The organism is Streptomyces sp. NPDC107562, from assembly GCF_055657325.1.
Window position 1 is genome coordinate 697,387 of record NZ_JBVKBE010000002.1, and the last position, 24,087, is coordinate 721,473.

The window sequence follows — 24,087 nt, forward strand, 5'->3', positions numbered from 1 at the left end:
CTACCCCGCTGCTCGAAGGTCGGGCCGGAAGGCGTGGAACGAGTCATGGCCCGGGTGGACGAGACCGTAACTGCTCTCCGGCACCTCGTTCCACGCGCCCGGGAGGGCACCCAGCGGTTCGGACACGACGAGGCGGGTCTCGTCGGAGATGTCCCGCAGGAACTCGGCGTCCGGGTGCAGCGCGCGCAGGGTGTCCAACCTGGTACTGAAGTACAGCGACCGTGAGTGGCCCTCGCTGGAGTAGCGGAAGGCCCAGACCCGTTCCCCGTCGGCCACCGCGAGGGTCATCTGCAACGGGTCGTGGATGTCGTGCGCGTGCCCCGCTTCCTCCACCAGGCCGGCCATGCGCGCCACGGCACCAGGAGGGTCGTCCGTCAGCCCGAAGGTGAGGGCCAGGAAGAACATGAGCTCGGAGTCGGTGGAACCCTCGATGTCGGGATACAGGGCCGGATCGACGGCCAGGGCGAGGTCCCGACGAAGCCGGTGGAACCCGCTGATGACACCGTTGTGCATCCACATCCAGCGACCGCTCCGGAAGGGGTGGCAGTTGGTCTGCTGCACGGCGGTCCCGGTCGAGGCCCTGATGTGTGCGAAGAACAGGCCCGAGCGGACGTGGTGAGCGACCTCCGACAGATTGCGGTCGCTCCAGGCAGGCCCGACATCCCGCAGCACCGCCGGAGTATCCGTTTCCCGCGTGTACCAGCCGACACCGAAACCATCGCCGTTGGTCGTCTCCACCCCCATGCGGGAGTGCAGGCTCTGGTCGATCAAGGAGTGTTGCGGCTTGAACAGGACCTGGCTGAGAAGGATGGGCGTACCCGAGTAGGCGATCCAGCGGCACAACGTCGGTCCCCCGTTTCTTGCGCCGATACAGCTCGCTCAGGTCTGCTTCCGGCTCCGGGCATCCGCCTCGGCCATCGCCTCCGCCTCGGCCTCGGCCAACGCGATGGTGATGCCGAGCGCCTCGGTGATGTGCGTCGCGGCCGACATGACACGTGCCGTCCCGACAACCGGCGCGATGGCGACGAGAACGTCCTGCAGTTCCTCGGCACCCAGGTCGGCCTTGACAGCCGGGTCGACATGCGCGAGGTATGAGATCGCCGGCGCGTCCATGGCCGCGAGCGCGGCAAGGCGGGTGAGGATGAGCGTCCTCTCGTCCAGTCCGCAGTGCTCGATCGAGTCGACAGTCATGGCGGCGAGCGTGTCGAGAACGGGGGTGTCCGACCGTATGGCCATCTCCGGACCGCCTTCCGAAACCGTACGAAGCCGGCCCATGCCATCCGGCGCCGGCCGTCTACTCACCCACGGTAGAAGCCACGAGAACCGCGCGCATGTTGGGCCGACCTGGTCCTGAGTCGTCTCCAGACGAAGCAGGAACACGGCACCCTTCCTGGGGGTGTCCGCACCGGGTGGCAGGATGCCGTGCCATGACCGCACCGATCAGCGAGTCGTGGACGCGCATCGAGAACTGGCTGGCCGAGCACGCGCCGACGACTCACAGCGCGCTGGCGCCGCCCGCGGACCCGGCGGACATCGCCGCGCTCGAACGCGTCATCGGCCGGCCACTGCTGAAGCCCTTGCTGATGTCGCTTTCGCGGCACGACGGCCTCCTCGACCAGCGCGGCTCGCTCCTGCCAGGGTTCTACAGGCCGATGAGTGCACGCGAGACAGCAGCTGCGTGGCAACTGCTCACCGGCTACTACGACAAGCGCACGGCCGATGAGAAAGGAGAGAAGGCCGACTACGACTTCATGAAGACCGGGTCCAGCAGCGTCCTGTACGGACACCCGCAGTTGATCCCCATCGCGCGGGACCTCGGCGGAGGTCACCTCGTGCTGGACCACCGCCCCGAAATCGACCGGGGACGCGTCCATGAAGTCGAGGCAGTGGAAGGCGTCATGCGCGTATCGCACGAGATGTGGACGTCCCTGCCAAGGCTCATGGAGGCGATCGCCACGTCTCTTGAGACCTCTGAGCCCCTCAACGGCTACACACCGGTGGTGGACGAGGAACAGAGACTGCACTGGGACTTCGTACCGCCGAGCGGTTGAGTCGGCGCCCCGCCGGGGACAGGCCCGAGCCTCATCCTTGTCAGCTCGATCGAAAGGGCGCTCGGCGTCGGTCAACCTGGCCTACGCCTCGGTCGATCAGCCTGTTCGCGCTTGGGATGTCAGCAGCCGCACGGAAGCCTTACAGGAGCGGTACTACTCGTCGGCGCGAAGGACCACGTCAGCGGCACGTGCATAGCCCTTCGGATCGTCCACTGCCACCCGCACTCGCCATCGTTGCGGTCCCCCGATGTACTTGACGAATCGGCTCTCTCCCAGTACATCACCGATCGCAAAACGCCGGTCTGCCAAGTAGAGCGAGCCGTCAAAAACCGTGGTGAACGAGGGATCGGAGGCAATGTCCTCGCCGTGGTCCAGGAACAGCCGCACCTTGATCAGAACTTTCTGTGCTTGCACACGGACAATGACGTGAGTGTCGGAGGACGCGGCGGGGGCACCTGCCAGCTCCAGGTCATCACGAATCCAGTCAGGGGACCCCAAGGCCATGATCGGGTGATTGACGTACAAGTCGACTCCGGCTATCTGCACAGGTCCCGCCCTTCTGCCAGCCGTGGGGCTGCTCATGTACTCGCCTGCACTCGGCATCCCACCTGCATGCCAAAAACTAGTTCATGGCGTTCAGGTGGAGTGCGTAACGTGTACCGCTCGTTCACCAGGCACGCCGCGACCGGCGTGACGCCCCGCGTCGTGATGAGAGTCCTTGGGCACAGCCAGATCCCCTCACTCTGAACGTCAATGCTCACGTGGTGCGGGAACGCCGTCAGAGCCGAATGCAAAGACCCCCAGCCATGATCGACTGGGGGTCTTTCTTCCTGGTGGGCGCGGACGGTTTCGAACGTGCGACATCCGCCTTGTAAGGGCGGACGTGGTCGGTGGGAGTACGCCCAGGTCGCTGCCGGTGTCGTGGGCCGGCATTGCCGTGACGACCAACTCGCTTGTGCGGAGGCGTTCACCTGGGTTCATGGGCGGGCCGCTCGTGGGCCGCACCCGACTCCTGGTCTCCTTTGAACAGCCGTGAAGGGGGTCGAATGAGAAGGAAACTGAGACGCAGTCGGGGGCCAGGGCGCGCTAGCATCCTCGGCGTCCAGGAGGTGTCATGGCACTGGTTCGCAAGGGATCACGACGGATTGTTGTCGACGGCACGGCCTACCGCTGGCGGCTGCGAGGCAGACCGACATACAGCCAGGGCTTGGCCTCGTCGCCGTGCACGTACGCGGTCGAGCGTGCGAATACTCCAGGGGCAGCACTCGTGGTCACCACCGACCAGCCACATCCGAGCAACTGGATCGGTCGCGAGGCCGAACCTGTACTGCCCTCCGGTGTCGCTGCAGTCGTTCGGCTTGCCCTGCGTAAGGGTTGGTCCCCGACGGTTCCGGGCTCCGCGTTCCACCTCGACCAGTCCGCCGGCTTCACGTCCTCGTACTGAGGAGTGCAGAGAGTGAGCACCGCTTTAGGAGTCGATCGCTCCCTGGTTCCGCTGGGGTACTGCCCGGCCACGCCAGCTTTGCTGGGCCACCGAGGAGTGCTGGCGTCGGGCGCCCTTGATGTCACTCGTGGGTGTCAGAACGGAGCGACCTGCGCTCGCTCGCTGGCACGATGGTCGCGTGGTTGACCTGGAGCGCATCAGAGCAGAGACCGTGGTGTACTTCCAAGCACTCGATGAGAACGCCATCCTGCGGCACCACTTCCGCCACGCCGACGAGGAGGGCGGCCTGTGGTACATCGAAGCCGTACCCGACCGCGGCAAGTTGGTCGTCATCAAGCAGGCCGAGCTGACTTCGGCCGGCCGACTCCACCGGTACAGCTGGGAGCGCCTGGAGGACGAGCACGGTGGCCTGACAGATCAAGCGATCGACCCTGAAGAGGATCCACTGGAGGCCATCTCGGCCGAGGAGTTCCAGCAGGTGTGGATGCGGTGATCACGCTGGACAACCACGTAGGACACCGCCTACCTCGGCTCGTCCCGTCCGCTACAGAACTCATCGAGCAGTTCGAAGAACAACTCCATTGCAGGCCTGCCAGCGGCTTCCGCCTCGCGCTCGATTACGGTCGACCAGCCCAGCGAGGTGTATTCGTCCATCCGCTTGGTCAACCACGCGTCGAACGGACTCTGAGTCCCCGGGCTCCAGAAGTCGAACGACTCCTCGGCGCCATGCACCGCCAAGGCCACCCGGTATCCGAACAGCATGGAGTGCAGATGCTGCAGAGACCTGTCTCGCACCCACATGCCGGGGCGCAGTCGCACCTCCTCCAGGAGGTCGTACACATCGCGCATCTCGGTGAGCTGTCTGGGCGCGCGCCGGGCCATCTCCGCCTCTGTCATGCGGGAACACTACTGACACTTCGAGGGCCACCGACTGGGCCGGGTCCTGCGAACAGTGAAAACGAAGCAACCCCGAAGCAAGAGATCATTTGGGCCCACCGTCGACCATCACCCGGGACCAGAACGTCAGGCATCAACTGGGATCCGACACTGCTTGCCGCTGGCTGGCCGCAAGCCTGGCGGATACTCCGCAAATAAGACGGCATCCGCCATACGATTCGGGTGGCTCGCGTCGGCCGGACGCTGCTTCCCCCAGCACCGGCCCGTTGTGGAGGGGACCAGCCCGTTCGAGCCGGGCCGGGTGGGGGAGCGACACCCGCATCGGGAGCGAGGTTGGGCTATTCGACGGCTGACCTAAGGAATGAGCACGTCGGCGGACGTCGGGTTCGCGCCCTGTCGGTGTCTGCCGTTCCCCGTTCTTCCCCGCTCAACTTGGCCCGCAAGTGGCACGGTTGTAATGACGCTCAGGGTGCGGGTCTAACGGTGAACCCCAAGGCGACCAATCCGAGCCCGATCACGAACACCGTCGCGTTGCCGAACCCGAGACCGGCCACGAGCACCATGCCGGCACCCCACAGCCTGGGTTGTCGGACCCACTTCTCCAGGCGTCGGCCCGGCAGGCGGCCAAGAAGCAGACCATGGATGCCAAGAACAATGCCCGTGAGGCAAAGCCCACCGGCCATCACCGCCAGAAGCAGCATCATGATCCCGAATGACACTGACACAATTCCCCCTCCGAGCCCCAGCCCTGTCGGCCCGCTTAGAAGTCTGCAGTTCCTCAACTCACCTTCGCTGGACGCACCTGGGCAAGTGCTCTCTGCGCCGCCTCTGAGCAGGGACAGCGCTGTTGTCGACTGTCGTCATCTGTCGACGTCGGCCACGCACAAACGGCCCACAGACGGCCCCAGGGATAACCCCGGGGCCGTCGCCCCGCCCGCCGAGATCAGGGTTTCCGGCCGGAGAGTCAGCCCTTGAACAGGTTGTGGGCGAGACCCACGACGAGGAAGTAAGCCAGATAAGAGGCGAGTACCACGCCCAGCATCGCCAGGAGCTTGACCGGCGTCCCGAACGGCTTGCGGGCGAGAGAGAGGTTCGCGAAGAGGCCCGCCGCCCCGATGAGTCCGCCTATCGCCCCGCCGACCGGCAGCAAGAGAATCGGCACGATCGAGAGGACCAACTGCCACCAGGCGAGCCCCCGGAACTTGGCCCACGGATCCGGCTTGCCGAGCGAGTTCTTTCCGAGGTCGGGGATCTGCTGCATGTGCGGGAAACCTTCGTTCTTTTCATCGTGATCATGCTGAACCGCCAGGATGCGAGTGGTGATCCCGCCGGGCAACGACGTGCCGACAACGGTTTGCCTACGAAATCGGCTGTCCGCGGCCGGCCAACTCGGCGGCTGGCCACTCTTCCTCCTGGTCATGTGGCTACGCGAGTGATCATGGCCCCGGAAGCTTCCGGCGCGTCGGGCAGTCTGTCGACCTGACGGCGCCCGCCGTATCGGAGGGAGGCGTACGAGGACGACCCCAAGGGGCGACGTCGTCAGCAGGTGCTGCCGCTGCCGGCCATCTGTGTGGCACCCCTGAGGTACCAGCGCATGCGGCAGACAGCCATGCGTGAACGTGCGGGGGGTCGCTGGGAGGAGGGCGGCCACATGTCCGGGTCGCCAAGGACGCGGGCCTTCGGGTCACCCGGCTCCACGACGCCGGCACGGCTGCGCGACGCTGCTCACCGCGGCCGGTGTGGCTCCCCGCGTCGTGATGGAGATCTGATGTCAAAGGCCCCCAGCCATGATCGGCTGGGGGCCTTTTTCCTGGTGGGCGCGGACGGTTTCGAACCGCCGACATCCGCCTTGTAAGGGCGGCGCTCTACCGCTGAGCTACGCGCCCAGGACGAGTCGACAGCCTACATTGCCGGGGGCCGTGCCCCGCAAACCCGTATCACCGTTCGTGCGCGGGCGGGGGATAACCCCACCCCGGATTCGGGAGAGGGCCGGATCCCCTGGTGAGAGGCGGGTCCGTACGGTCGAGTGGTCGCCTTCCCCGCCGCTACGGACCCGCGGGAGGCGTTCCGCAGACCGCCCCAGGGGGAGATCCGTCATGGCCCGTACCGTTTCCGCTTCCGTGTCCGCCCGCACCGCCGCCCTCGCCGGCGCCGTCGTGGTCGTCGTCGCGGGTCTCGCCGGCTGCGGCGCGGCCGCCGGCGACGACCAGGAGCCCGAGCGGCGGTCCTTCCCGCTGCGGGGCTCGACCCTGACCGTCGACTCCGACGACTCCGCCCTGGAACTCGTCACCACCGACGCGGCCCCGAAGGGCCGTGTCCAGGTCACCCGCTGGTTCGAGGGGTCGGTCGTCATGGGCGAGGACCCGCGGGTGACGTGGGACATGGACGGCGACCGGCTGGTCCTGCGGATGAGGTGCTCCGGCTTCGTCGCCGACTGCTCGGCCAAGCACCGTATAGAGGTGCCGCGCGGCGTCGCCGTCGAGGTCAGGGACGGGGACGGCAGCGTGCGCGCCAGTGGCTTCCAGGAGGCGCTGGACATCCGTACCGGCGACGGCTCCGTGCGCGTCCAGGACGTCACCGGGGCCGTGCGGGTGCACAGCGGTGACGGTTCCGTCCGCGTCGACGACGCCACCGGCGCCGTACAGGTCTCCACCGACGACGGGTCGGTGCGCGTGGGCGCCGCGAGCGGGCCGCTGGACCTGCGCACCCAGGACGGCGCCATCCGCGCCGACGTCACCTCCCGCCAGGTCCGCACCCACACCTCCGACGGCTCCACCCACCTCGAACTGGGTGCCGTACCCGACCTGGTGGACTCCAGCAGCGGCGACGGATCCGTGACCGTCTCGGTGCCCCGTGCCACGTACCGCGTCACCACCGAGACCGGTGACGGCGGGGTCGAGGTCTCCGTGCCCCGTGACGACTCCAGCCGCCACGTCGTCTCGGCCCGCACCGGCGACGGCAAAGTCACAGTCCGGACAGCGAACTGACCGACCCGTGTGTTCGTCCTTCACGGGTGGGAGAATGACACCACCGGGCAGGGCGGATGACAGCACGGGAGAGGGATGTGACGGCGACACCACCTCAGCCGGACTCGCCGTCGAGAGCGCCTGTGCGCCACCGCGCCACAGCGGGTCTCCGCGATGCCCTCACCTTGATGAGCCTGCCGCTGGTCGCCGCGCTGGTGCTGCCCGCCGCGTTCGCCGGCGGCGGCACCCGGCGCTGGTTCGGCGGACGGGCCGAGAGCCAGCGCGCCGAGGCGCAGGCCGCCAAGGACGCCGCCGCGGCCGCGTTCTACGAGCTCGACACCGCCCAGCGCGATCTGCGCATCTCCATCGAGACGATCGCGGCCGTCGACGACTCCCCCGCCGCCCGCCGCGCCGCCGCCGACTTCGAGGCGCTCGGCCGCCGCATCGACGAGGCCAGCCACCACTACATCGAGGCCGTCGACGCCCACGACCTGGACCGCGACGACCTGGAGGCCTCGGCCGCCGCCCGCGCCCGCGCCCAGCTCACCGAGGCCAAGGAGGAACTCGGCCGGGTCAAGCAGGACCTGGACCGGTTCGCCGAGGGGCTCGGCCCGCTGCTCGGCAAGGCCGAGACCCAGCTAGCCCGCCTGGCGCCCGCCGTCGAACGCGCCCGCCAGTCCCTGCTCGCCGCCTCGAACGCCCTCGACACCGTACGAGGATCAGGGCTGAAGGCGGACGACCTCGCCGCGCGGCTGGCCGCCCTCGCCCCCGAGCTGACCAAGTTGAACCAGGGCGCCGGCCAGCACGGCGTCCCCCAGACCCTGGAGCGTGCCGAGCGGGCGGCCCGGGAGGCCGAGGCCATCCGCGCGGAGGCCGAGCGGCTGCCCGAGCGCGCCGCCGAGATCGACCGCCGGCTGGTCTCCCTGCGCACCCGCGCCGAGGCCCTGACCACGCGCGCCGGCCAGGTCGAACCCGTGCTCAGCGAGCTGCGGCGACGGTTCACCGTCGCGTGCTGGCAGGATCTGCAGCCGGTCCCGGCGCAGGCCGCGGAGAACGTCCGCCAGGCCGAGCAGAAGCTCACCGAGGCCCAGCAGGCACGCCAGGCCCAGCGGTGGCCCGACGCCACGGCCCTGCTGTCCACGGCCCGCGCCCTGCTGAACACCACGGACGAGGCCGTCTCGGCGGCCGGTGACCGCCTCCGGCGGCTGAACGCCGTGCAGAAGGACCCCCAGCAGGAGATCGAGCGGACCCGCTTCGCCATCCGGGACGCCCAGCGGCTCGCCATGGCCGGGCGCAACACCCCCGATCCCCGCCACGCCCGGCCTCTGGACGACGCGGTCGGGCGGCTGGAGCGCGCTGTCGGCACCCTGGAGGGCCGCCACCCCGACTGGTGGCACTTCCTGACCGAGACGGAGGCGGTCCGCCAGGCCGTGGCCGGCGTCGTCTCGCAGATCCGGGACGAACGCGGGGGCGGCACGGTCCACTGACCCGCCCGCCGATCCGCCGACCCGTGGCCGAGCCGGTCCCGAGCCCTGTGTGAGCACGGATGTCGGCCTTCCGTGTTGCCCCCCGGGGCGGAGCGGGCAGATATTGGGAAACGGACGCACGGCCTCCGCTATCGCCCCGAGGGAGGCGACATGGCCACACACGCAACGCACGGAGAAGCCAGGCAGCGGATCCAGTTCGACAAGCATCTCCCCGTCGACCACCGCCTGAACCAGGTCTACCGCTTCGGCGCCGGGCTCATGGGTCTGGTCCTGATCGCGTTCGGCATCCTCGGCCTGATCGACAAGATCGGCTTCTTCGACACCCGCGGTGACCAGGTCGTGGGCCTCAACACGAACGGCACACTGAGCATCCTGTCGATCTGCGTGGGGCTGCTGCTCTTCGTGGGCATGGTCATCGGCGGAAACTTCGCCTCCACGCTCAACATGGTGGTGGGCATCGCGTTCATCCTCAGTGGCTTCCTGAATCTGGGGCTCCTGGACACGGACTACAACTTCCTGGCGTTCCGCATCCAGAACGTGCTGTTCAGCTTCGTCTTCGGAGTGGTCCTGATGTTCTTCGGGATGTACGGGAGGGTCGGCTCCGCCCTGCCCCACGACAACCCGTACTGGCGGGCCCGTCACCCCGACCTGGTCGAGCGGCAGTCCCCGGAGCAGGGGCATGACGCCGCCGCCGCGCGCGACCGTTCCCTGCCTCCACCGGGAGACGCCCGTTAACCTGAGGGCATGCCTCGCTACGAATACCGCTGCCGGACCTGCGGCGACACCTTCGAGCTCAGCCGCCCCATGGCCGAGTCCTCCGCCCCCGCCACCTGCCCGACGGGCCACGACGACACGGTGAAGCTGCTGTCGACCGTGGCGGTGGGCGGTACGGCGTCGGCCTCGGCCCCGGCACCGCAGACCGGCGGCGGTGGCGGGGGCGGCTGCTGCGGCGGGGGCTGCTGCGGCTGACGCGGCAGGCGACCGGCGCCGGGCGCGGGGTCTTCCTGAGGCTCCGCCGGGGCTTCCTCAGGCTCTCTTCAGCTTCGGTTTCCTAGCGTGGCCCGCATGACAGCCATCGCAGCGCAGCCGGCACCACAGTGGATCAACGACCTCATGGCGACCCTGGGCGCCCCGGGCGCCGGGCTCGCGGTCGCACTGGAGAACCTGTTCCCGCCGCTGCCCAGCGAGGTCATCCTGCCGCTGGCCGGGTTCGCCGCGAGCACCGGGCAGATGAACCTGTACGCCGCGCTGGTCTGGACGACGGCCGGCTCGGTGGTGGGCGCCCTCGCGCTGTACGGCGTGGGGGCGCTGCTCGGCCGGGACCGCACGCTGGCGATCGCGGCGCGGCTGCCGCTGGTGAAGGTCGCGGACATCGAGCGGACCGAGGCCTGGTTCGAGCGGCACGGCACGAAGGCCGTGTTCTTCGGACGGATGATCCCCGTCTTCCGCAGCCTGATCTCCGTGCCCGCGGGCGTGGAGCGCATGCGCCTGCCGGTGTTCCTCGGCCTCACGACACTGGGCAGCGCGATCTGGAACACCGTGTTCGTCCTCGCCGGCTACCTGCTGGGCGAGAGGTGGACCGAGGTGACGGGCGTGGTGTCCACCTACTCCAAGGTCGTCCTCGTCGCGGCCGCCGTGGCCGTGGCGGCCTTCGTCGCCCTACGGCTGCTGCGCCCGGGCGGCGGCGCGCGAAGGCGGGGACGGCGTGCCGGTACGCCGCGGGCGGCGTCGGACGAGGAGCCGACGCGGGTGCGTTCGGGCCGCCAGGCGTAGCGACCCGACCCCGCGACCGCGCAGGTCGCCGCCCCCCGCTACCCCCGCTCCCCCGCCGCGCGCAGGAATTCGCGCAGGATGCGTTCCCCGGCCAGCACCCCGCGCTCGGGGAGGGACGTGATGTCCGGGGCCGTCCAGCCGCTGTCTGCCAGTTCGCCGTGGTTCGGGCGCCAGCCCTTGTCCGCGGCGAGCAGGAGGTCGGCGTCGAGGAGGGAGTCGCCGGCGGCGAGGGTGAGGTCGGCGCCGGTGCGCCGGGCCACCTCGCGTACGGCCGCGCTCTTGGTCAGCGGCTTCGGCACGGCGTAGATCTTGCGGCCCTGGAGGGAGACCGTCCAGCCGCGGTTCTCCGCCCACACCGCCAGCTCCTTCACCCAGTCCTCGGGCAGCAGCTCCCGCTCGACGACGAGGTAGGCGAACAGGTCGTCGGCGACGCGGTGCTTGCGCACCCAGACGGGGTCGGCGGTGGTCAGCAGATGTTCCTGGACCTCGGCCAGCGAGGCGCACTCGTCGGCCAGCCGTGACTGGACGCTCGCGTGCCAGACCGGGTCGGAGACACCGTCGACCAGCAGGTGCCCGCCGTTGGCGCAGATCGCGTACTTCGGTGTGGGGCCGGGGAGGTTGATGCGCAGGTACTGCTTGCGGGTCCGGGTCGTGGTCGGTACGAAGACCGCGGCGTCGGCGAGCTCGGTGAGCAGCCCCGCCGCCGTCTCCGTCATGTAGGACAGCGGCTTGCTCTCGTGCACCTCGACGCACAGCAGCCGGGGCGCTCGCGCGTCCGGCATGGTCAGCGCCAGTGCGGCCGAGGAGTAGATGAGCGTACGGTCCAGGTCACTCGCCACCAGCACCGGCATCACAGAGCCACCGCCTTTCCGTCGGCGCCCGTGGCGCCCCGTGTGTACTTGGGATGGATCAGACCCACGCAGGTGTAGGGGAGTTCGGCGACCTCCTCGACCGGAACGCCGCGCTGCTCGGCCAGCAGCCGGACGTGGTCGAGGTCGGGACCGGCCCCGGCCCGGGCGAGGATCTTCCACGGCACCCGGCGCAGCAGGACGCGCGTCGTCTCTCCGACTCCGGGCTTGACGAGGTTCACGTCGTGGATGCCGTACTCCTCGCTGATGCGCTCGACGGCTGCCCAGCCCTCCCAGGTCGGGGTGCGGTCGGTGGACAGCAGCTCCTTGGTGGTGGCGTCCACCGACTCCACGACCTCGTCGAAGCGGTCCCGGACGGCGTCGAGGAAGACGTGGGAGACGTCGGCGCCCGCGAGTTCGCGGTAGAACTTCGCGCCGTGGTAGTCGTGCGGACCGACCAGGTCGGCGCGCAGGACCGTGCGGGATATCAGCCCGGACACCGTGGAGTTGAGGCAAGCGGACGGGATGAGGAAGTCCTCGCGGGTGCCGTAGGTGCGCACGCACGATCCGGGGTCGGCGAGCACGGCGATCTCGGGGTCGAAGCCGGTGACGCCCTCCGCCTCCTCGAACTCCCGCAGTGCGGCGGCGAGTTCGCGGGTGATGGCGCCCTTGCCGGTCCAGCCGTCGACGAAGACGACGTCGCGCGGGTCGTGCCGGTCGGCCAGAAAGCGCAGGGCGTTGGCGTCGATGCCCCGGCCGCGGACGATCGAGACGGCGTAGTGGGCCAGGTCGAGACCGTGCCGGTGCTGGGCCCAGCGGCGCATCAGGACACCGACGGGGGTGCCGGCACGGGCGAGGGAGACGAGGACGGGGCGCGGGGAGCGTTCCGCGAGGACGGTCTCGGTCACGACGCCCGCGGCGTGGGCGATGCGGGCGGCGGAGGTCTCCAGGGCCGCGTGGAAGAGGGCCTGGTACTGCTCGCTTGGCTGGTACTCGACCGGCAGTGACTCGGCGTAGTGCGCGCCGCCGCTCTGGATGGCCTCCTCGCGCTCCTCGGTCGGCGCCTCCAGGGTGACGTCCGACAGGTCCTGGAGCAGCCAGCCCACGTCCTCGGGCGCGTAGCTGGAGAAGGCGGGGCCGCGAAGGGGCTCGGGCAGCATGGCGGGCCTTTCGGGGGCGGGCGGGATCCCGGGGACGTACGACGGGACGACCGCGAGCAGGACGTGCGGGGTGTGCCGCGCGAGCTGGGCGAGGAGGCCGTCGGGGGCGTGCAGGGCGGGGGTGTCGCCGGCCGAGTCGACGACGGCGATGACGGCGTCGAAGGCGGCGCCGGCCACGTTGTAGGCGTAGCGCTCGCCGGGGCCGTCGGCGGGGTCGTCGTGGGCGGGGAAGACGAGGCGGGTGCGGATGGCGTAGCCCGGGTCGTCGACCGCGAGGACGGGAGAACGGGTGGTCGTGGAGAAGCGGACGGCCGCGGGGGCGACGAGGTGCTCCAGTTCGCGGGCGAGGCGCAGCGGCGCGTACATGAGTTCCTCGCAGCCGAGGACCAGGACTCGGCGGGCGCCGGGCGGGAGTGCCTCGGCGAGGCGCGCGCCCATGGCGGGCAGGGCGTTCTCCAGCCGGGTGCGGTGGGCGGCGGTGAAGCCGTGCCGGCCGCCGTCGGGCACCCCGGAGGGCCAGCGCAGATCGACACGGCCGACCCGCGCGTCCCGCGCATCCCGCTCGTCCGGTCCGGCTCCGGCCGCGTCCGTCGCCGCCGCCGCGGTCCGCTCGTGCTCCGCGACCAGGGCCTGCCCCTTCTCCAGCACGCCGTCCGGCAGCCGCACCGTCCCGCGGGCCGCCGTCACCAGGTCCACGCGGGCGCCGATCTCGGTGGCGAAGGCCGTCAGACGGTCCTGGTCGGCGGTGGAGCGCATGTCGACCAGGGCGACCACGACGTAGTGGTCGCGGGGGTAGCGCTCGTGCAGGGCGCGAACGGTGTTGAGGACGGTGTTGCCGGTGGAGAACTCGTCGTCGACGAGGACCAGCGGACCGTCGCCGGCCAGGAGACGCGGGTCCTCGGGGAGCAGCAGGTGGGACGTGGCGTGGGAGTGGGACTCCTCGAAGCCCCCGGCCCGCGCGACGCCGGCCACGGGGCGACGGGTGGAGTGGAGGTACGGGGCGTCGCCGAGGCCGTCGGCGACGGCGTGACCGAGGCCGGTGGCCGTCTCGGCGTATCCGACGACGACCGCGGAGCGTGCCCCGGCGGAGCCCAGCAGCTCACGCACCCTGCGTCCGAGGGCGTGCCCGGAGCCGTACACGACGGACGGGGACTGCGGGACGTGTTTGCCGAGCACGTTCGACACGAGGAGGTGGGCCCGCTTGGGGTTGCGCCGCAGGGCGAGTCCGAGCATGCCGATGAGGGTGTCGTCGCCCACGAGCTCGACCCCGAGCCGCTCGGCGACCCAGCTCCCGGACCAGATGCCGTCGCCGTGGTCGGCGCGGTTCACGGTCCCGTCGTTCACTGCCTTGTCCATGCGTTCCTTGCGTTCGGCCGTTGCTCAGCGGGTTTCGAGGTTTACAGAGGTTGTCGGAGTGCTCAGGGGGGTCAGCGGTTCTCGGAGGTTCTCGGAGTGCTCAGGGTTTGCGGCGGTTCTCGGTGTCCTCAGCGGCCCGGGGAGACCTCCGTCGCCCCGGAGCGGCCCTCACCCGGCGTTCCCCGCGGCCAGGAGCTCCACGAAGCCGATGTCCTCGTTGGCCACGCCGAAGGCCTCGGCGCGCAGGAGGGTCCGCTCGGCCCAGGCGCGGTGCGGCTTCACCTCGTTCATCTTGTTCGTGTACGCCGACCGCAGCACCCCGCCGCCCAGCAGTTCCGGCCGCAGGATGTCCTGGGCGTCGCTGAACTCCTCGTGACTGACCACGGACAGCGCGTGCACGGGCAGGACGTGCGAGGGGTGGATGCAGGTCTTGCCGAGCAGTCCGTTGGCCTGGTCCAGGGTGATCTCCCGGAGCAGCCCGTCCATGGAGTGCTCGATCAGGGCCTCGCGCAGTTCCTCGGCCTGGCCCTCCAGGAAGGGGCTGCGCCGCAGCTGAGGCTTGAACATACGTTCCTGCACCCGAAAGTACTCCCACACCGGCCCGGTCACGGTGAAGCCGGTGCCGTCGGCCCGCCCCAGCATGTTCACCACGTCGGCGATGACGGAGGCGACGACCTGGACGTCGTAGGCCGTCATGTCGGGGGCCCTGCGCAGGCCGTAGGAGGAGCAGAAGTCGGTCACGCCGAGGCGCAGGGCGAGGACACGCCCGCGGTACTTGTCGACGGCCCGGAAGATGCCCTCCAGGGTCTCCACCCGGGACTCCCGGTAGAGCAGCTCGGGGGATTCCAGGACCGGCATGGCGAAGAGCCGTCGTCCGGCGGCCGCCTCGGCGACCGCGAGGGCCTCCAGGAAGGGCATGCCGCGTTCCTGGGTGAACTTCGGCAGCACGAATCCGGACAGCAGCCGGACGGCGGGGCCGATCCGGCGTACCAGGTCGGGGATCTGTTCCGGCGTGCGGACGCGGATGAACAGCAGGGGGAGGTCGGCACCGGAGATGCGCTCGGCGAGTTCGGCGAACTGGCGTACGAGGTTCTCCTCGCCGGCCAGGACGTCGGCGTCGCCGATCGAGTCCTCCAGGCAGAGCACCATCGAGACCACGCCGCGGCCGGTCTGCTTGACGATGTCCTCGGCGAGCCGGGGCCGGGTGGCAGGACTGTAGAGCGTGGCGCCCAGGGCCGCGGCCAGCAGCCGGGCCGGGGAGTCGGCGGTGAAGTCGCACGGCTCGCGGTGGAAGAGGCGCTGCCGCACCTCAGGTGCAACGTGCCCGAAATGACGCATATAGCTTCCCCGTGGTGCTCGATCGGCCTGAGGTCCGGCTGAAGGTGGCCGGTAATAGTACGTAGGAGTCCATGTCATGGGTTCCCGCCGGGCATGAATTTCACGTAACGCAGGGGCGGGCAACGCTCACTCGGCGGCGCCACGGGGCACTCCGGGGACCGCTCGACCCCGCATTGTCGTGAGCAGGACCGAGAGGGCAGGATGACCGCATGACGCACGCGATGTTGAAGGGGTCGAACGTCCCGCTCGAAGTCACGACGGTGCGCGCCGTGCTGCGCTGGACGCCCGGGCAGGGGGTCCCTGACGTCGATGCCTCGGCGCTGCTCCTCGGCCCCGACGGTCGTGTGCGCTCCGACGAGGACTTCGTGTTCTACAACCAGCCCCGGCACCCTGCCGGAAAGGTGTGGCGACTCGGCAAGAAGCGCGTCGCCGAGGGCCTGACCGACACGATCCAGACAGATCTGACCGGTGTCGAGTCCGACGTCAGCCAGATTCTCCTGGTCGCATCGGCGGATGGCATGACATTCGATCACGTACGGTCACTGCGCATTCTGCTGTACGACGGCTCGGCGCCCGAGGGTGAGGCGCTGGCCTACTTCGACGTCAAGCCGGAGACCGGCGAGGAGACCGCGCTGATCTGCGGCGAGCTGTACCGGCGCGGGGACGGGTGGAAGTTCCGGGCGCTCGGCGAGGGGTATTCGAACGGGCTCAAGGGGCTCGCGACGGACTTCGGGATCTCGGTCGACGAGTCCGAGGCGGCGGCGGAGGGGACGGCGGCCGCCGCGGCCCAGGCCGGGCCCGAGATGTCGCGGCCGCTGCCGCCGGAGCAGCCGACGGCCGTGGTGCCCCAGCCGGCCACGCAGCCGGCGTACGGCTACCCGCAGCAGCAGCCCCAGCCGGCCGCGACGCAGCCCGCCTACGGCTACCCGCACCCGGCCGCCGCCCAGACCGGCTACGGCTATCCGCAGGCGGCACCGCCGACCGCCCATTCCGGCTACGGCTACCCGCCGCCGATCCCGGTCCCGGCGGCCCCGGACCCCGACTTCCGTCTCCCCCCGCAGGGACCCCAGTTCATCGGCCGTTGAACCCCGGGGCCGGGCGTCCGGCCCGGCCCCGGCGGCTCACCGCTCGGACTTGGCCTTGTGGCCCCTCCCCCACTGCAGCCCCCATCCGTACAACCGGTCCAGCTCCGCCTGGAAGCCGTAGACGAACTTGACCTCGCGTCGCACCCAGATCTCGTCCTTCACGTTCTCGATCATCACGACCGCGCAGGAGCGGGCCTGGGGGTGGCGTTCGTCCAGGCCGATCTCGATGCGGGGGCCGTTGCTGGGGTAGAGCGTGACGATCGCGTGGGTGCGGTCGAACGCCGGCGTCTGGTCGTAGATGTAGACGAAGACCAGCAGCCGCTTGATGGCCTCGCGGTGGTCGAGGTTGACGTAGATCGTCTCGCCGGACGCCGAGCCGAACCGGTCGTCGCCGCTGAGCTTGACGTACGGCGGTGCGTTGACGTCGCCGAGGTAGCCGCCGAGGGGCTGGACGACGCCCTTGGTGCCGTCCTGGAGTTCGTACAGGCACCCCAGGTCGAGGTCGACGTTGACCATGCTCTGGCTGTGCCCCATGACCTCCGGCGGCTTCAGTGCCTTGAAGGGGTGCCGCAGCAGGCTCTCCCGCTGCGGTCCGCCGATGTCGGAGCTGCGCATCCGCCATGTCAGGTTGATGCGCAGATGCCCGGTCTCCGCCCCCTGTTTGCTCAGCGACACCTGGCTGTGCCGCTTGGTCAGCTCGATCGCGTTGCTGGCCGCGCTGCCCGAGTCGAACTCGGCCGTACGCCCACGCCAGAGCCCGTCAAACAAGCCCATTCCCGCCCCCAGACTCCCCACTCACCGTGCCCTGCCGTGCCGGACAGACCGACGGGGCGGCCGTCGAGGACATGGAGTCGTCCCTCGACGGCCGCCCCGCTCAGAGCGTTCCTCGCCCGGACGGGCGTCACACCCCGGACGAGACCTCGGTCTTGTCCGAGCCCGCGTTGCCTTCAGCGGCCGCCAGTGCGCGATTGCGGCGCACGGAGGACCAGAAGGAGGCGGCGATCAGGACGACGCCGATCAGGCCGGTGATGATCTCGGAGATCTCGTATTGGATGGTGACCAGCAGGATCACGGCGAGCGCGCCGATGGCGTAGTGCGCGCCGTGCTCCAGGTAGACGTAGTCGTCCAGGGTGCCCTGACGGACCAGGTACACGGTCAGGGACCGGACGTACATCGCGCCGACACCGAGGCCGAGGGCCATCAGCACGATGTCGTTGGTGATGGCGAAGGCGCCGATGACGCCGTCGAAGGAGAACGAGGCGTCCAGGACCTCCAGGTAGAGGAACATGAAGAACGCGGCCTTGCCTGCCAGGAGCATGACGGGCTTGCCGGAGCGCTTCGCCGCCTCCTCCTGCTCGTGCTCGCGCTCCTCCTCTTCCTCCAGCTTGTCCTCGAAGTAGCCGGAGAGACCACCGACGATCATGTACGTGATGAGGCCCGCCACTCCGGAGAGCAGCACCGTCTCCGCCTTGTTCGCGGGTCCGGCGTGCAGGTGGGCGTGGGTGGCGAAGGTCATCGAGGTGACGAGCAGAACGATCAGGGCGATGCAGACCGACAGCATGTCGACCTTGCCCAGCTTGGCCAGCGGGCGCTCCAGCCAGCCCAGCCACTTGATCTCCCGGTCCTCGAAGATGAAGTCCAGGAAGATCATCAGCAGGAACATGCCACCGAACGCCGCGATCGCCGGGTGGGCGTCGGTGACGAGTTCCTGGTAGCGCTCCTTGTCGGTCAGCGCGAGGTCGACGGCCTCGATGGGTCCGAGCTGTGCGCTGATGGCGACGATGACGACGGGAAAGACGAGCCGCATGCCGAAGACGGCGATGAGGATGCCGATGGTGAGGAAGATGCGCTGCCAGAAGGCATTCATCTTCTTGAGGATTCCGGCGTTGACCACTGCATTGTCGAAGGACAGCGAGATCTCGAGGACACAGAGGATCGCCACGATGCCGAAGGCGGTCCACCCCCCGTAGAAGACCGCCGCGACCAGGCCGAGCGCGGTGACCGCGAACGACCAGCCGAAGGTTTTCAGAACCACTGGCTACCCAATCCCTTGTGTACGGGGTGTACGGGTCTCCCCCGCGCCGTACCCGGCTTTACGAAACGTTGACCCCAAAGTCTAGAGCGATGCCGCGCAGCCCCGACGCGTACCCCTGTCCTACGGCCCGGAACTTCCATTCTTGCTGGTAGCGGTAGACCTCGCCAAAGATCATGGCGGTCTCCGTGGAGGCGTCCTCGCTGAGGTCGTACCGGGCGAGCTCCTGGCCGTCGGCCTGGTTGACCACGCGGATGAAGGCGTTGCTGACCTGGCCGAAGGTCTGGCCGCGCTCGTCGGCCATGTGGATCGAGACCGGGAAGACGATCTTGTCGCAGTGGGCGGGCACCTTGGAGAGGTCGATCAGGATCGACTCGTCGTCGCCGTCGCCCTCGCCGGTGAGGTTGTCACCGGTGTGCTCCACCGAGCCGTCCGGGCTCTTGAGCTGGTTGTAGAAGATGAACCACTCGTCGCCCATCACCCGTCCGCTGCTACACACCAGGGCGCTGGCGTCGAGGTCGAACGGGGCTCCGGTGGTGGAACGTGCGTCCCAGCCGAGCCCGACCATCACCTGAGTGAGGTTCGGAGCGGCCTTGGACAGGGAGACGTTGCCCCCCTTGGCGAGCGTGACGCCCATGATGCTTGTCCTCCCCTGGGTGCTGCCTGATGTGGTTGTCCTGCGCGTCCGGCGCCGCACGCAAACGTGCGGCGCCGGACGGGCGGGACGAAAGGGACCTGACTCAGACGTTGACGCCGAAGTCCTGCGCGATGCCGCGCAGCCCCGAGGCGTAGCCCTGGCCGATGGCGCGGAACTTCCACTCCGCACCGTGCCGGTACAGCTCGCCGAAGACCATCGCGGTCTCGGTCGAGGCGTCCTCCGAGAGGTCGTACCGGGCGATCTCGGCGCCGCCGGCCTGGTTGACGACGCGGATGAACGCGTTGCGGACCTGGCCGAAGGACTGCTGGCGGTTCTCGGCGTCGTAGATGGACACCGGGAAGACGATCTTCTCGATCTCGGCCGGGACGCCGGCCAGGTTGACCTTGATCTGCTCGTCGTCGCCCTCGCCCTCACCGGTGAGGTTGTCGCCGGTGTGCTCCACCGAGCCGTCCGGGCTCTTGAGGTTGTTGAAGAAGATGAAGTGCTGGTCGCTGCCGACCTTGCCCGAGTTGTTCAGCAGCAGCGCGCTCGCGTCGAGGTCGAAGTCCGTGCCGGTAGTGGTGCGCACGTCCCACCCCAGACCGACGATGACCGCGGCCAGGCCCGGGGCCTCCTTGGTCAGCGAAACGTTGCCGCCCTTGCTGAGGCTGACTCCCACGAGTCCTCCATTGGTGTCCAGGGGCGGGTGCCCCGTCGTGCGTTGGTATCGGATCAAACGAGTCGATCCTAGTGACGGGTTCCCGGCCGCCGCAGGCCCTGGGACCTAACAATCACAGGGCGTCGAGCGCCGTGACGTACTCGTTCGGGTCGCGGGCGTCGGGAAGGCCGTTGAGGACGGTCCAGCGGACCACGCCCTCCTTGTCGATGACGAAGGTGCCGCGCACCGCGCAGCCCTTGGCCTCGTCGAGGACTCCGTACGCGCGGGAGACCTCGCCGTGCGGCCAGAAGTCGCTCAGCAGCGGGTACTCCAGGCCCTCCTGCTCGGCGAAGACGCGCAGGGTGTGGATGGAGTCGTTGGAGACGGCGAGCACCTCGGTGTCGCGGTCGGAGAACCTCGGCAGGTTGTCCCGGACCTCGGACAGCTCGCCGGTGCACACACCGGTGAAGGCGAAGGGGTAGAAGATCAGCACGACGTTGCGCTCACCGCGGAAGTCCGAAAGGCGCACGGTCCGGCCGTGGTTGTCCTTCAGCTCGAAGTCGGGGGCCTTGTCGCCGACCTGGATGGCCATCGTCGTCCCTTCGGTGGGGCTGTTCGGGTGGCTTCCACCCTACGCAGCGATCACCGGCGGCCGACGGACGGGCCGACCTCGGCCGGCCCGTCCCACGTTCAACGAACGGTCACCGCTTGGACTTGGCGGCCTTCGGCGTCGCCAGCCGGCTGCCGCTCCAGTCCTTGCCGACGCTGACGCTCTTCGACGCGGTCAGCCCGGCCGTGGTCGCGGCCTCCGAGATGTCGCTCGGCTCCACGTAACCGGACCGGCCGGTCTTCGGCGTGAGGAGCAGGATCGCGCCGCCTTCCTCGATGTACGTGGTGGCATCCACCAGCGCATCCGTAAGGTCGCCGTCGTCGTCACGGAACCACAGCACAACGGCGTCGGCCACGTCGTCAAAGTCCTCGTCCATGAGGTCGCCTTCGATGGCTTCCTCGATGGCCTCGCGGAGGTCCTGGGCGACGTCGTCGTCGTAGCCGATCTCCTGGACCACCTGCCCGGGCTGGAACCCCAGCCTGGCGGCAGGGTTCGTCCGCTCCTCCGCGTGGTCCGCGGTCGCGCTCACGGGTTGCCTCCTGATCATGTTTCGGATGGGGGGACCCCCTGCTCGTGGGGAGCTGGGGGGAGTCTCAGCCACGCGCGTGCGCGAAGCATTGGCCGTAGTCCACACGGGCGGGGCGGATCGCGCAAGTACCCGGCGGTTCGGACCGCCGAAACGGTGACGATCCCGGCCGTGTCGCCGCAACTCCAGGCATGCCGCCCGAGGGCGATGGTGACCTACACCACACCTATCTGCCCCGTATGTACGTTTGGGAATCATCCATGAGTACGAGATTCGCACGGGTCCGCGCCATCGGCTGACCAAGGAGTATTCGTTACCTCACGGTAGAGGTGACGATTGCGGTCCCGAGGTACACGATGGTGAACGGTGCAGGCATACCGAGAAACCTCGATAATCGGCCCTCCGACAGGTAAGGAACAGCGTGGCTTCCGGATCCGATCGCAATCCGATCATCATTGGCGGCCTTCCGAGTCAGGTTCCTGACTTCGATCCCGAAGAGACCCAGGAGTGGCTCGACTCGCTCGACGCCGCCATCGACGAGCGCGGCCGTGAGCGGGCCCGCTACCTGATGCTGCGCCTGATCGAGCGGGCCCGCGAGAAGCGCGTGGCCGTGCCGGAGATGCGCAGCACGGACTACGTCAACACCATCCCCACCAAGAGCGAGCCGTTCTTCCCGGGCAACGAGGAGATCGAGCGCAAGATCCTCAACGCCACCCGCTGGAACGCGGCCGTGATGGTCTCCCGGGCCCAGCGCCCCGGCATCGGCGTCGGCGGCCACATCGCCACGTTCGCCTCCTCGGCCTCCCTCTACGACGTCGGCTTCAACCACTTCTTCCGCGGCAAGGACGAGGGCGACGGCGGCGACCAGGTCTTCTTCCAGGGGCACGCCTCGCCGGGCATCTACGCGCGCGCGTTCCTGCTCGACCGGCTCTCCGAGCAGCACCTCGACGGCTTCCGGCAGGAGAAGTCCAAGGCGCCGTACGGCCTGTCCAGCTACCCGCACCCCCGGCTGATGCCGGGCTTCTGGGAGTTCCCGACCGTGTCGATGGGCCTCGGCCCGATCGGGGCGATCTACCAGGCGCGGATGAACCGCTACATGCACGCGCGCGGGATCGCGGACACCTCGAAGTCGCACGTGTGGGCGTTCCTCGGCGACGGCGAGATGGACGAGCCGGAGTCGCTCGGCCAGCTGACCATCGCCGCGCGCGAGGGCCTGGACAACCTGACCTTCGTCGTCAACTGCAACCTCCAGCGGCTCGACGGCCCGGTGCGCGGCAACGGCAAGGTGATCCAGGAGCTGGAGTCGGTGTTCCGGGGCGCCGGCTGGAACGTGATCAAGCTGATCTGGGACCGCACCTGGGACCCGCTGCTCGCTCAGGACCGCGACGGCGTGCTGGTCAACCGGATGAACACCACGCCGGACGGCCAGTTCCAGACCTACGCGACCGAGACCGGCTCCTACATCCGCGACCACTTCTTCGGCGACGACCACCGGCTGCGCGCGATGGTCGAGGGCATGACCGACCACCAGATCCTGATGCTGGGCCGCGGCGGTCACGACCACCGGAAGATCTTCGCGGCGTACAAGGCGGCCGTGGAGCACAAGGGCCAGCCGACGGTCATCCTGGCCAAGACGATCAAGGGCTGGACGCTCGGGCCGAACTTCGAGGGCCGCAACGCCACGCACCAGATGAAGAAGCTGACGGTCGACGACCTCAAGGGCTTCCGGGACCGCCTGCACCTGCCGATCTCCGACCGGGACCTGGAGTCCGGCGCGCCGCCGTACTACCACCCGGGCCGGGACTCGGAGGAGCTCCAGTACATGCACGACCGCCGCAAGTCGCTCGGCGGATACGTCCCCACCCGCGTCGTCCGCTCCGAGCCGCTCGCGCTGCCCGGGGACTCGACGTACGCGACCGTGAAGAAGGGCTCGGGCCACCAGTCCATCGCGACGACCATGGCCTTTGTCAGGCTGCTCAAGGACCTCATGCGGGACAAGGAGATCGGCAAGCGGTTCGTGCTGATCGCGCCGGACGAGTACCGCACGTTCGGCATGGACTCGTTCTTCCCGAGTGCGAAGATCTACAACCCGCTCGGCCAGCAGTACGAGTCGGTGGACCGGGAGCTGCTGCTCGCCTACAAGGAGTCGCCGACCGGGCAGATGCTGCACGACGGCATCTCCGAGGCGGGCTGCACCGCGTCGCTGATCGCGGCCGGCTCGGCGTACGCCACGCACGGCGAGCCGCTGATCCCGGTGTACGTCTTCTACTCGATGTTCGGTTTCCAGCGCACCGGCGACCAGTTCTGGCAGATGGCCGACCAGCTGGCGCGTGGATTCGTCCTCGGCGCGACCGCGGGGCGTACGACGCTGACCGGCGAGGGACTGCAGCACGCGGACGGACACTCGCAGCTGCTCGCCTCGACGAACCCGGGCTGCGTCGCGTACGACCCGGCGTTCGGTTTCGAGATCGCGCACATCGTGCAGGACGGGCTGCGCCGGATGTACGGCACCTCGCCGGAGCACCCGCACGGCGAGGACGTCTTCTACTACCTCACCGTCTACAACGAGCCGATCCAGCACCCGGCCGAGCCGACGGACGTGGACGTGGAGGGCATCCTCAAGGGCGTCCACCGCTTCGGCGCGGGCACCTCGGGGTCGATCCCGGCGCAGATCATGGCCTCGGGTGTGGCGGTGCCGTGGGCCGTGGAGGCGCAGCGGCTGCTCGCCGAGGAGTGGGACGTGCGCGCCGACGTCTGGTCGGCGACCTCGTGGAACGAGCTGCGGCGGGAGGCCGTGGCCTGCGAGGAGCACAACCTGCTGCACCCCGAGGAGGAGCAGCGGGTCCCGTACGTGACGCGGAAGCTGAGCGGCGCGGAGGGTCCGTTCGTGGCCGTCTCCGACTGGATGCGCTCGGTTCCGGACCAGATCGCCCGGTGGGTGCCGGGGACGTACCAGTCGCTGGGCGCGGACGGGTTCGGCTTCGCGGACACCCGGGGCGCGGCCCGCCGCTTCTTCCACATCGACGCGCAGTCGATCGTGGTGGCGGTGCTGGCCGAGCTGGCGCGGGAGGGGAAGGTGGACCGGTCCGTGCTGAAGCAGGCGATCGACCGGTACCAGCTCCTCGACGTCGCGGCGGCCGACCCGGGCGCCGCGGGCGGCGACGCGTAGTCCGCAGCGAGGGCGGTGAGGCTCACGTCTCACCGCCCTTTCGCGTTCCT

24 protein-coding genes, 1 tRNA gene and 1 pseudogene are annotated in these 24,087 nt (G+C 69.3%); 10 read left to right on the forward strand and 16 right to left on the reverse strand.

Annotated elements, in window-relative coordinates; translation table 11 throughout:
* Both ACZ7LV_RS08940 and ACZ7LV_RS08945 read right to left on the reverse strand, forming a co-directional pair.
* Positions 1 to 843: a class II glutamine amidotransferase gene (locus tag ACZ7LV_RS08940; RefSeq protein ID WP_471937248.1), complete on the reverse strand. Its 843-nt coding sequence runs from the start codon at positions 841 to 843 to the stop codon at positions 1 to 3.
* Between the two features lie 36 nt (positions 844 to 879).
* The gene (locus tag ACZ7LV_RS08945) at positions 880 to 1,236 is read right to left on the reverse strand and encodes a carboxymuconolactone decarboxylase family protein (protein WP_471937797.1); all 357 of its coding nucleotides are present in this window, start codon (positions 1,234 to 1,236) and stop codon (positions 880 to 882) included.
* A 191-nt stretch (positions 1,237 to 1,427) separates the two neighbouring features.
* Here ACZ7LV_RS08945 and ACZ7LV_RS08950 point away from each other — a divergent pair, with 191 nt between their 5' ends.
* On the forward strand, positions 1,428 to 2,051 hold the full coding sequence (locus ACZ7LV_RS08950) for an SMI1/KNR4 family protein (protein ID WP_471937250.1): 624 nt from the start codon (positions 1,428 to 1,430) through the stop codon (positions 2,049 to 2,051).
* Between the two features lie 153 nt (positions 2,052 to 2,204).
* On the opposite strand, the gene ACZ7LV_RS08955 is transcribed toward ACZ7LV_RS08950, so the two are convergent.
* Positions 2,205 to 2,576 carry a hypothetical protein gene (locus ACZ7LV_RS08955; protein ID WP_471937252.1) on the reverse strand — a complete coding sequence of 124 codons (372 nt, stop codon included), beginning with the start codon at positions 2,574 to 2,576 and terminating at the stop codon, positions 2,205 to 2,207.
* Positions 2,577 to 3,673: 1,097 nt separating this feature from the next.
* Between ACZ7LV_RS08955 and ACZ7LV_RS08960 the strand changes: the two genes are divergently transcribed.
* Positions 3,674 to 3,988 carry a hypothetical protein gene (locus tag ACZ7LV_RS08960; protein ID WP_471937254.1) on the forward strand — a complete coding sequence of 105 codons (315 nt, stop codon included), beginning with the start codon at positions 3,674 to 3,676 and terminating at the stop codon, positions 3,986 to 3,988.
* Positions 3,989 to 4,017: 29 nt separating this feature from the next.
* On the opposite strand, the gene ACZ7LV_RS08965 is transcribed toward ACZ7LV_RS08960, so the two are convergent.
* The 3 genes from ACZ7LV_RS08965 to ACZ7LV_RS08975 all read right to left on the reverse strand — a co-directional run bounded on the left by ACZ7LV_RS08965 (position 4,018) and on the right by ACZ7LV_RS08975 (position 5,812).
* A complete protein-coding gene (locus tag ACZ7LV_RS08965) occupies positions 4,018 to 4,392 on the reverse strand; it encodes a hypothetical protein (protein WP_471937256.1) in 375 nt (124 codons plus the stop codon).
* 464 nt (positions 4,393 to 4,856) lie between these two features.
* Complete coding sequence (locus tag ACZ7LV_RS08970; RefSeq protein WP_471937259.1) at positions 4,857 to 5,096, reverse strand: hypothetical protein; 240 nt, start codon at positions 5,094 to 5,096, stop codon at positions 4,857 to 4,859.
* A gap of 260 nt (positions 5,097 to 5,356) precedes the next feature.
* A complete protein-coding gene (locus tag ACZ7LV_RS08975) occupies positions 5,357 to 5,812 on the reverse strand; it encodes a hypothetical protein (RefSeq protein ID WP_471937261.1) in 456 nt (151 codons plus the stop codon).
* Positions 5,813 to 5,902: 90 nt separating this feature from the next.
* On the opposite strand from ACZ7LV_RS08975, the pseudogene ACZ7LV_RS08980 reads away from it, so the two are divergent.
* A pseudogene (locus ACZ7LV_RS08980) lies at positions 5,903 to 6,158 on the forward strand (site-specific integrase); the annotation flags it as partial.
* Between the two features lie 45 nt (positions 6,159 to 6,203).
* On the opposite strand, the gene ACZ7LV_RS08985 reads toward ACZ7LV_RS08980, so the two are convergent.
* Positions 6,204 to 6,278 (reverse strand) — tRNA-Val (locus ACZ7LV_RS08985).
* A gap of 210 nt (positions 6,279 to 6,488) precedes the next feature.
* Between ACZ7LV_RS08985 and ACZ7LV_RS08990 the strand changes: the two genes are divergently transcribed.
* The 5 genes from ACZ7LV_RS08990 (at position 6,489) to ACZ7LV_RS09010 (ending at position 10,618) form a co-directional block, all read left to right on the forward strand.
* Positions 6,489 to 7,379: a DUF4097 family beta strand repeat-containing protein gene (locus ACZ7LV_RS08990; protein WP_471937263.1), complete on the forward strand. Its 891-nt coding sequence runs from the start codon at positions 6,489 to 6,491 to the stop codon at positions 7,377 to 7,379.
* A 77-nt stretch (positions 7,380 to 7,456) separates the two neighbouring features.
* The gene (locus tag ACZ7LV_RS08995) at positions 7,457 to 8,845 is read left to right on the forward strand and encodes a hypothetical protein (protein ID WP_471937265.1); all 1,389 of its coding nucleotides are present in this window, start codon (positions 7,457 to 7,459) and stop codon (positions 8,843 to 8,845) included.
* A 150-nt stretch (positions 8,846 to 8,995) separates the two neighbouring features.
* Positions 8,996 to 9,580 carry a DUF4383 domain-containing protein gene (locus tag ACZ7LV_RS09000; protein WP_471937267.1) on the forward strand — a complete coding sequence of 195 codons (585 nt, stop codon included), beginning with the start codon at positions 8,996 to 8,998 and terminating at the stop codon, positions 9,578 to 9,580.
* 9 nt (positions 9,581 to 9,589) lie between these two features.
* The gene (locus ACZ7LV_RS09005) at positions 9,590 to 9,814 is read left to right on the forward strand and encodes an FmdB family zinc ribbon protein (protein ID WP_401676753.1); all 225 of its coding nucleotides are present in this window, start codon (positions 9,590 to 9,592) and stop codon (positions 9,812 to 9,814) included.
* Positions 9,815 to 9,910: 96 nt separating this feature from the next.
* Complete coding sequence (locus ACZ7LV_RS09010; protein WP_471937269.1) at positions 9,911 to 10,618, forward strand: DedA family protein; 708 nt, start codon at positions 9,911 to 9,913, stop codon at positions 10,616 to 10,618.
* A 38-nt stretch (positions 10,619 to 10,656) separates the two neighbouring features.
* Here ACZ7LV_RS09010 and ACZ7LV_RS09015 read toward each other — a convergent pair whose 3' ends face one another.
* From ACZ7LV_RS09015 to ACZ7LV_RS09025, 3 genes are all read right to left on the reverse strand, one after another.
* Positions 10,657 to 11,469 (reverse strand): HAD family hydrolase, encoded by an 813-nt coding sequence (locus ACZ7LV_RS09015; RefSeq protein ID WP_471937271.1) that lies wholly within the window; start codon positions 11,467 to 11,469, stop codon positions 10,657 to 10,659.
* Entirely contained in the window at positions 11,469 to 13,982 is a 2,514-nt protein-coding gene (locus ACZ7LV_RS09020; protein ID WP_471937273.1) for a phosphoribosyltransferase, read from the reverse strand. The genes ACZ7LV_RS09015 and ACZ7LV_RS09020 overlap by 1 nt, the downstream gene beginning before the upstream one ends.
* A 168-nt stretch (positions 13,983 to 14,150) precedes the next feature.
* Positions 14,151 to 15,320, reverse strand: a complete 1,170-nt coding sequence (locus tag ACZ7LV_RS09025; protein ID WP_471937275.1) for an HpcH/HpaI aldolase/citrate lyase family protein — start codon at positions 15,318 to 15,320, stop codon at positions 14,151 to 14,153.
* Positions 15,321 to 15,529: 209 nt separating this feature from the next.
* On the opposite strand from ACZ7LV_RS09025, the gene ACZ7LV_RS09030 reads away from it, so the two are divergent.
* The gene (locus tag ACZ7LV_RS09030) at positions 15,530 to 16,405 is read left to right on the forward strand and encodes a TerD family protein (RefSeq protein ID WP_471937277.1); all 876 of its coding nucleotides are present in this window, start codon (positions 15,530 to 15,532) and stop codon (positions 16,403 to 16,405) included.
* A gap of 36 nt (positions 16,406 to 16,441) precedes the next feature.
* Here the strand turns inward: ACZ7LV_RS09030 and ACZ7LV_RS09035 are convergent, their stop codons facing one another.
* From ACZ7LV_RS09035 to ACZ7LV_RS09060, 6 genes are all read right to left on the reverse strand, one after another.
* The gene (locus tag ACZ7LV_RS09035) at positions 16,442 to 17,179 is read right to left on the reverse strand and encodes a TerD family protein (RefSeq protein ID WP_471937279.1); all 738 of its coding nucleotides are present in this window, start codon (positions 17,177 to 17,179) and stop codon (positions 16,442 to 16,444) included.
* 127 nt (positions 17,180 to 17,306) lie between these two features.
* Positions 17,307 to 18,440, reverse strand: coding sequence for a DUF475 domain-containing protein (locus tag ACZ7LV_RS09040; protein WP_401676767.1), 1,134 nt, complete (start codon positions 18,438 to 18,440; stop codon positions 17,307 to 17,309).
* Between the two features lie 58 nt (positions 18,441 to 18,498).
* A complete protein-coding gene (locus ACZ7LV_RS09045) occupies positions 18,499 to 19,074 on the reverse strand; it encodes a TerD family protein (protein WP_401676769.1) in 576 nt (191 codons plus the stop codon).
* Positions 19,075 to 19,177: 103 nt separating this feature from the next.
* Positions 19,178 to 19,753 (reverse strand): calcium homeostasis/redox stress adaptation protein, encoded by a 576-nt coding sequence (locus ACZ7LV_RS09050; protein WP_471937281.1) that lies wholly within the window; start codon positions 19,751 to 19,753, stop codon positions 19,178 to 19,180.
* Positions 19,754 to 19,865: 112 nt separating this feature from the next.
* Positions 19,866 to 20,324: a peroxiredoxin gene (locus ACZ7LV_RS09055; protein WP_471937283.1), complete on the reverse strand. Its 459-nt coding sequence runs from the start codon at positions 20,322 to 20,324 to the stop codon at positions 19,866 to 19,868.
* A 109-nt stretch (positions 20,325 to 20,433) separates the two neighbouring features.
* Entirely contained in the window at positions 20,434 to 20,871 is a 438-nt protein-coding gene (locus ACZ7LV_RS09060) for a DUF3052 domain-containing protein (RefSeq protein ID WP_365445614.1), read from the reverse strand.
* Between the two features lie 418 nt (positions 20,872 to 21,289).
* Here ACZ7LV_RS09060 and aceE point away from each other — a divergent pair, with 418 nt between their 5' ends.
* Positions 21,290 to 24,037 (forward strand): pyruvate dehydrogenase (acetyl-transferring), homodimeric type, encoded by a 2,748-nt coding sequence (aceE, locus tag ACZ7LV_RS09065; RefSeq protein ID WP_471937286.1) that lies wholly within the window; start codon positions 21,290 to 21,292, stop codon positions 24,035 to 24,037.
* Positions 24,038 to 24,087: the final 50 nt, after the last annotated feature.